4 protein-coding genes, 4 tRNA genes and 1 pseudogene are annotated in these 5,290 nt (G+C 50.2%); 2 read left to right on the top strand and 7 right to left on the bottom strand.

Annotated features, from left to right (window positions below):
* The 5 genes from tuf to OGV77_RS02050 all read right to left on the bottom strand — a co-directional run.
* Window positions 1–1,169: elongation factor Tu (tuf, locus tag OGV77_RS02070; protein ID WP_286502589.1), on the bottom strand; the 1,169-nt coding region annotated here is incomplete at its 3' end.
* A gap of 118 nt (window positions 1,170–1,287) precedes the next feature.
* A tRNA-Thr gene (locus OGV77_RS02065) sits at window positions 1,288–1,363 on the bottom strand.
* Between the two features lie 5 nt (window positions 1,364–1,368).
* Window positions 1,369–1,443, bottom strand: a tRNA-Gly gene (locus tag OGV77_RS02060).
* Between the two features lie 114 nt (window positions 1,444–1,557).
* Window positions 1,558–1,642: transfer RNA gene (locus OGV77_RS02055), tRNA-Tyr, on the bottom strand.
* Between the two features lie 8 nt (window positions 1,643–1,650).
* Window positions 1,651–1,726, bottom strand: a tRNA-Thr gene (locus tag OGV77_RS02050).
* A 19-nt stretch (window positions 1,727–1,745) separates the two neighbouring features.
* On the opposite strand from OGV77_RS02050, the pseudogene OGV77_RS02045 reads away from it, so the two are divergent.
* Window positions 1,746–1,826, top strand: a pseudogene (locus tag OGV77_RS02045) (hypothetical protein); the annotation flags it as partial.
* A 290-nt stretch (window positions 1,827–2,116) separates the two neighbouring features.
* Window positions 2,117–3,067 carry a type I pantothenate kinase gene (gene coaA, locus OGV77_RS02040; RefSeq protein ID WP_087051738.1) on the top strand — a complete coding sequence of 317 codons (951 nt, stop codon included), beginning with the start codon at window positions 2,117–2,119 and terminating at the stop codon, window positions 3,065–3,067.
* A gap of 32 nt (window positions 3,068–3,099) precedes the next feature.
* Here the strand turns inward: coaA and birA are convergent, their stop codons facing one another.
* Together birA and murB are read right to left on the bottom strand one after the other, a co-directional pair.
* The gene (gene birA / locus OGV77_RS02035) at window positions 3,100–4,062 is read right to left on the bottom strand and encodes a bifunctional biotin--[acetyl-CoA-carboxylase] ligase/biotin operon repressor BirA (protein ID WP_043018016.1); all 963 of its coding nucleotides are present in this window, start codon (window positions 4,060–4,062) and stop codon (window positions 3,100–3,102) included.
* Entirely contained in the window at window positions 4,059–5,087 is a 1,029-nt protein-coding gene (gene murB / locus OGV77_RS02030; protein WP_087051737.1) for a UDP-N-acetylmuramate dehydrogenase, read from the bottom strand. Before murB ends, birA begins: the two co-directional genes overlap by 4 nt.
* Window positions 5,088–5,290: the final 203 nt, after the last annotated feature.

Below are 5,290 nucleotides of genomic sequence, written 5' to 3'. Positions count from 1 at the left end.
GCAACAACGCCCGCACCAACAGTACGGCCGCCTTCACGGATTGCGAAACGCAGACCGTCGTCCATCGCGATTGGGTGGATCAGGGTAACAACCATTTTGATGTTGTCGCCCGGCATTACCATCTCAACGCCTTCCGGCAGTTCGATGGTACCAGTCACGTCAGTAGTACGGAAGTAGAACTGCGGACGGTAGCCTTTGAAGAACGGAGTATGACGGCCGCCTTCGTCTTTGGACAGAATGTACACTTCAGATTCGAACTTGGTGTGCGGCTTGATAGAGCCCGGCTTAGCCAGTACCTGACCACGTTCGATTTCTTCACGTTTGATACCACGCAGCAGAACACCAACGTTCTCACCAGCACGGCCTTCGTCCAGCAGTTTGCGGAACATTTCAACGCCGGTACAAGTAGACTTAGCAGTGTCCTTGATACCAACGATTTCAACTTCCTCACCAACTTTGATGATACCGCGCTCTACACGACCGGTAACAACGGTACCACGACCGGAGATGGAGAATACGTCTTCGATAGGCAGCAGGAACGGCTTGTCAATCGCACGCTCTGGTTCTGGGATGTAAGAATCCAGGAAGCCAGCCAGTTCGATGATTTTCGCTTCCCACTCTGCGTCGCCTTCCAGCGCTTTCAGAGCAGAACCACGAACGATCGGCGTGTCGTCGCCCGGGAAATCGTACTGAGACAGAAGTTCACGAACTTCCATTTCTACCAGTTCCAGCAGCTCTTCGTCATCAACCATGTCGCATTTGTTCAGGAACACGATGATGTACGGAACGCCTACCTGACGACCCAGCAGGATGTGCTCACGAGTCTGCGGCATCGGGCCGTCAGTCGCAGCAACAACCAGGATCGCGCCGTCCATCTGCGCAGCACCGGTGATCATGTTTTTAACATAGTCGGCGTGGCCCGGGCAGTCTACGTGTGCGTAGTGGCGAGTCGGGGTGTCATATTCAACGTGAGAAGTGTTGATGGTGATACCACGTGCTTTTTCTTCCGGCGCGTTATCGATCTGATCGAATGCGCGAGCAGCACCGCCGTAGGTTTTAGCCAGTACGGTAGTGATTGCAGCGGTCAGCGTTGTTTTACCATGGTCAACGTGGCCGATAGTACCGACGTTAACGTGCGGTTTAGTACGTTCAAATTTTTCTTTAGACATCGATTGTCCCTCTAAGACACGGATAAATCGGTGATATCACCACATCAACCAGGCAATATGCCTGAGCTGTTGAATGCTTTTAAAAGTAAACAGAGAGAAACGGGAAGGAGAAGTGAAGTGGTGCTGATACCCAGAGTCGAACTGGGGACCTCACCCTTACCAAGGGTGCGCTCTACCAACTGAGCCATATCAGCACGTCTGGAGCGGGCAGCGGGAATCGAACCCGCATCATCAGCTTGGAAGGCTGAGGTAATAGCCATTATACGATGCCCGCATCCTGAAACTCGGCTACCCAGTTCTTTCTGTAACAAAAAAGAGATTTCTCTCTTTTCTGTTCGAGCTGATTAATTTTTTAACCAACTCAGGCGGCGATAACGCTGCCAGAAAGTGGTGGTGGGGGAAGGATTCGAACCTTCGAAGTCTGTGACGGCAGATTTACAGTCTGCTCCCTTTGGCCGCTCGGGAACCCCACCGGACTTGATGGTGCCGACTACCGGAATCGAACTGGTGACCTACTGATTACAAGTCAGTTGCTCTACCTACTGAGCTAAGTCGGCATCAAGTAGCGCGCATTTTATGGAGACATGCGCACTCATGCAACTAAAAAATTGCATAAAATGTTCTATCGCTCACATTTTGCACTATACGACCGATAAATAATCTATTTCCTCTTTAGATTGGACAAATTTCCAACGCCAGGCGCGCTCCCTGAGGGGCATTTTGCTCCGGCACGCAGTAATCAATAGAGAGAAAGTGCATCTTTATACATCTGGAATAGCCGTCACATTGCGTTTCAGGGGAAGATTTTTTCTTATTATTCCCTCCCATCTGGTGTTACCCTCCTGCCCATTGTCCAAATTAACTGAAATGTGCGTGCCATTGCGTACCGGGGATGATTTCGTTTTTTACCGCAGACCTGATATAGCAATGACAGCCAGACCATGCGTATGAGTATAAAAGAGCAAGCGTTAACGTCGCCTTACCTACAGTTTGATCGCAACCAGTGGGCTGCGCTTCGTGATTCCGTGCCGATGACCCTGACCGAGGAAGAGATTGCTCGTCTGAAAGGCATTAACGAAGACTTATCGCTGGAAGAAGTTGCCGAGATTTATTTGCCTCTATCGCGTTTGCTAAATTTTTACATCAGTTCGAACCTGCGACGTCAGGCTGTGCTGGAACAATTTTTAGGCACCAACGGCGAGCGTATTCCTTATATTATTAGCATTGCTGGTAGCGTCGCTGTCGGCAAAAGTACGACTGCGCGTGTATTGCAGGCGCTGCTGAGTCGCTGGCCCGAGCATCGTAAGGTTGAGCTGATTACTACCGATGGTTTTCTTCATCCGAACCAGGTGTTGAAAGAACGGGGGCTCATGAAGAAGAAAGGCTTCCCTCAGTCCTATGATATGCACCGTCTGGTTAAATTCGTTTCCGATCTGAAGTCTGGCGTCCCCAACGTTACGGCGCCGGTCTATTCTCATCTGATCTATGATGTGATCCCTGACGGTGACAAAACCGTTGCCCAGCCCGACATATTAATCCTCGAAGGGCTCAATGTATTACAAAGCGGGATGGACTATCCTCACGATCCACATCATGTATTTGTTTCTGACTTTGTCGACTTTTCTATTTATGTTGATGCGCCAGAAGAATTACTCCAGACGTGGTATATCAACCGCTTCCTGAAATTCCGCGAAGGGGCATTTACCAACCCAGACTCTTATTTCCATAACTATGCGAAATTGTCGGAAGACGAGGCAATCAACACCGCCGCATCGCTTTGGAAAGAAATTAACTGGCTGAATTTAAAGCAGAATATTTTACCGACGCGTGAAAGAGCCAGCTTGATTATGACCAAAAGCGCCAATCATGCCGTTGAGCAAGTCAGGCTACGTAAATAAATAAAAAAGGGGAGCCTCAGCTCCCCTTCTTATTATTCAGCACTTCTCAGCGATATTTCCCCACCCATCCAGGGTTTTATCACGCCATTTTGTTCAAGCAGTAATGCGCCTTGCGCATCTATTCCACGAGATATACCAAATATTTCTTTATCGCCAATAATGAGTTTTACCGGACGGTCGATAAAGTTGTCCAGCTTCTTCCAGCGGGACAGATACGGCGCCAGGCCCTCATGCTCAAACAGTATCAGGGCAGCGCGCAGCTCGCGGATCAGCCGGGCAGCCAGAGTATTGCGGTCAATATTAATACCCGCTTCCTGCAGGTTAATCCAGCCTTGATTAACCACATTCTCTTCAACCCGACGCATAGACATATTAATACCCGCGCCAATAACAATTTGCGCGGCATCGCCTGTCTTACCAGTGAGTTCAACCAGAATCCCTGCCAGTTTACGGTCGAGTAAATAGAGATCGTTGGGCCATTTTACACGGACTTTATCCGCACCCAGATCGCGCAAAACCTCAGCCATGACAATACCAATCACCAGGCTCAGGCCAATCGCGGCTGCCGGTCCTTGTTCCAGTCGCCAGAACATTGAAAGGTACAGATTGGCGCCAAAGGGAGAAAACCATTTACGTCCACGACGACCACGACCTGCATGCTGATACTCAGCGACGCAGGCATCCCCTGACTGCAGTTGACCAATTCGGTCCATCAGGTACTGATTGGTTGAATCGATAACTGGCAAGACAGTTATATTCCCGCCATCCAGTTGAGAATAAATACGCGATGAATCTAAAAGCTGGATAGGCTCAGGTAAGCTGTATCCTTTACCAGGGACCGTAAAGACATCCACCCCCCAGTCACGTAGCGTCTGGACATGTTTATTAATTGCCGCGCGGCTCATTCCCAGCTTTTCGCCGAGTTGCTCACCGGAGTGAAATTCGCCATCGGCCAATAATGAAATAAGCGTCAGGGGGACGGTATTATCCTTCATGCAACGATCTCCACGGCATTCACTTCACCCTGCGGACCAATAAACCGGACTTCTGGCTCGAGCCAGACATTGAATTTCTCACCGACTTTTTGGCGTACGTGATGTGCAAGTTGCACCACATCCTGACTCGTCGCATGCTCTGCATTGATCAGCACGAGTGCCTGCTGCTGATGTACCGCTGCGCCACCAATGCGCATACCTTTTAGCTGGCACTGATCGATAAGCCAGCCAGCTGCCAGTTTCACAGAACCATCGGCCTGCGGGTAATGAGGCGCTGTAGGGAATTTTGCCAGGAGCTCCTGCGCAATATCTGCGGTGACAACCGGGTTTTTAAAGAAGCTTCCTGCATTACCGTTCACTTTTGGATCGGGCAGCTTTGTCGTGCGCATATGGCAAACAGAGTCAAAAACCTGCTGAGGTGTCACGGTGGCAGGATCCAGACGCGTCAGGTCACCGTAAGTCAAAACAGGCTGCCAGTGTTTAGGCAAGCGCAGACCAACGGCGACAATAGCGAAACGATCCTGGTACTCATGCTTGAAGATGCTGTCACGGTAACCAAATCGACATTCTGCAGCGTTAACGCGCAGATGTTTGCCGGTCGAAAGCTCTACGCAGTCTACGTATTCACAGACGCGCTGCAGCTCTACGCCATAGGCACCAATATTCTGGATTGGCGATGAACCCACGCAGCCGGGGATAAGCGCCAAATTTTCCAGGCCAGGCATGTTGTGTTCCAACGCATAGCGCACCAACTGATGCCAGTTTTCACCCGCGCCTACGTGTAAATGCCACGCATCAGGTTGTTCAGTAATCTCTATCCCCTTGATACGGTTGACGATCACCGTTCCATAGAAGGTATCAAGAAACAGGACATTACTCCCCTCGCCCAAGATCAGTACTGGATGATGTGATGCCTTGGCTGATTGCCAGGCATTCAATAATTGTTGCTCATTTTCGGCGCAGACAAGTTCGTTGGCTTGTTGATCGATGCCGAAGGTATTCCAGGCTTTAAGGGAGTGATTCATAGACGCTTTCCTGATGCAAAATCGCGCTTAGTTTACCGCATATGCCGCAGGATGGCTTGTGTTATGGAGGCTCAGGAACCACAGATAAAACAAAAGTCCCGGTCTTTCGACCGGGCCTTTCGCTTTTATTTGATGCCTGGCAGTTCCCTACTCTCGCATGGGGAGACCCCACACTACCATCGGCGCTACGGCGTTTCACTTCT

Source organism: Citrobacter sp. Ce129 (genome assembly GCF_030334545.1).
GTDB lineage: Bacteria > Pseudomonadota > Gammaproteobacteria > Enterobacterales > Enterobacteriaceae > Citrobacter > Citrobacter europaeus.
This window is presented reverse-complemented; position numbering and strand designations above follow the sequence as displayed.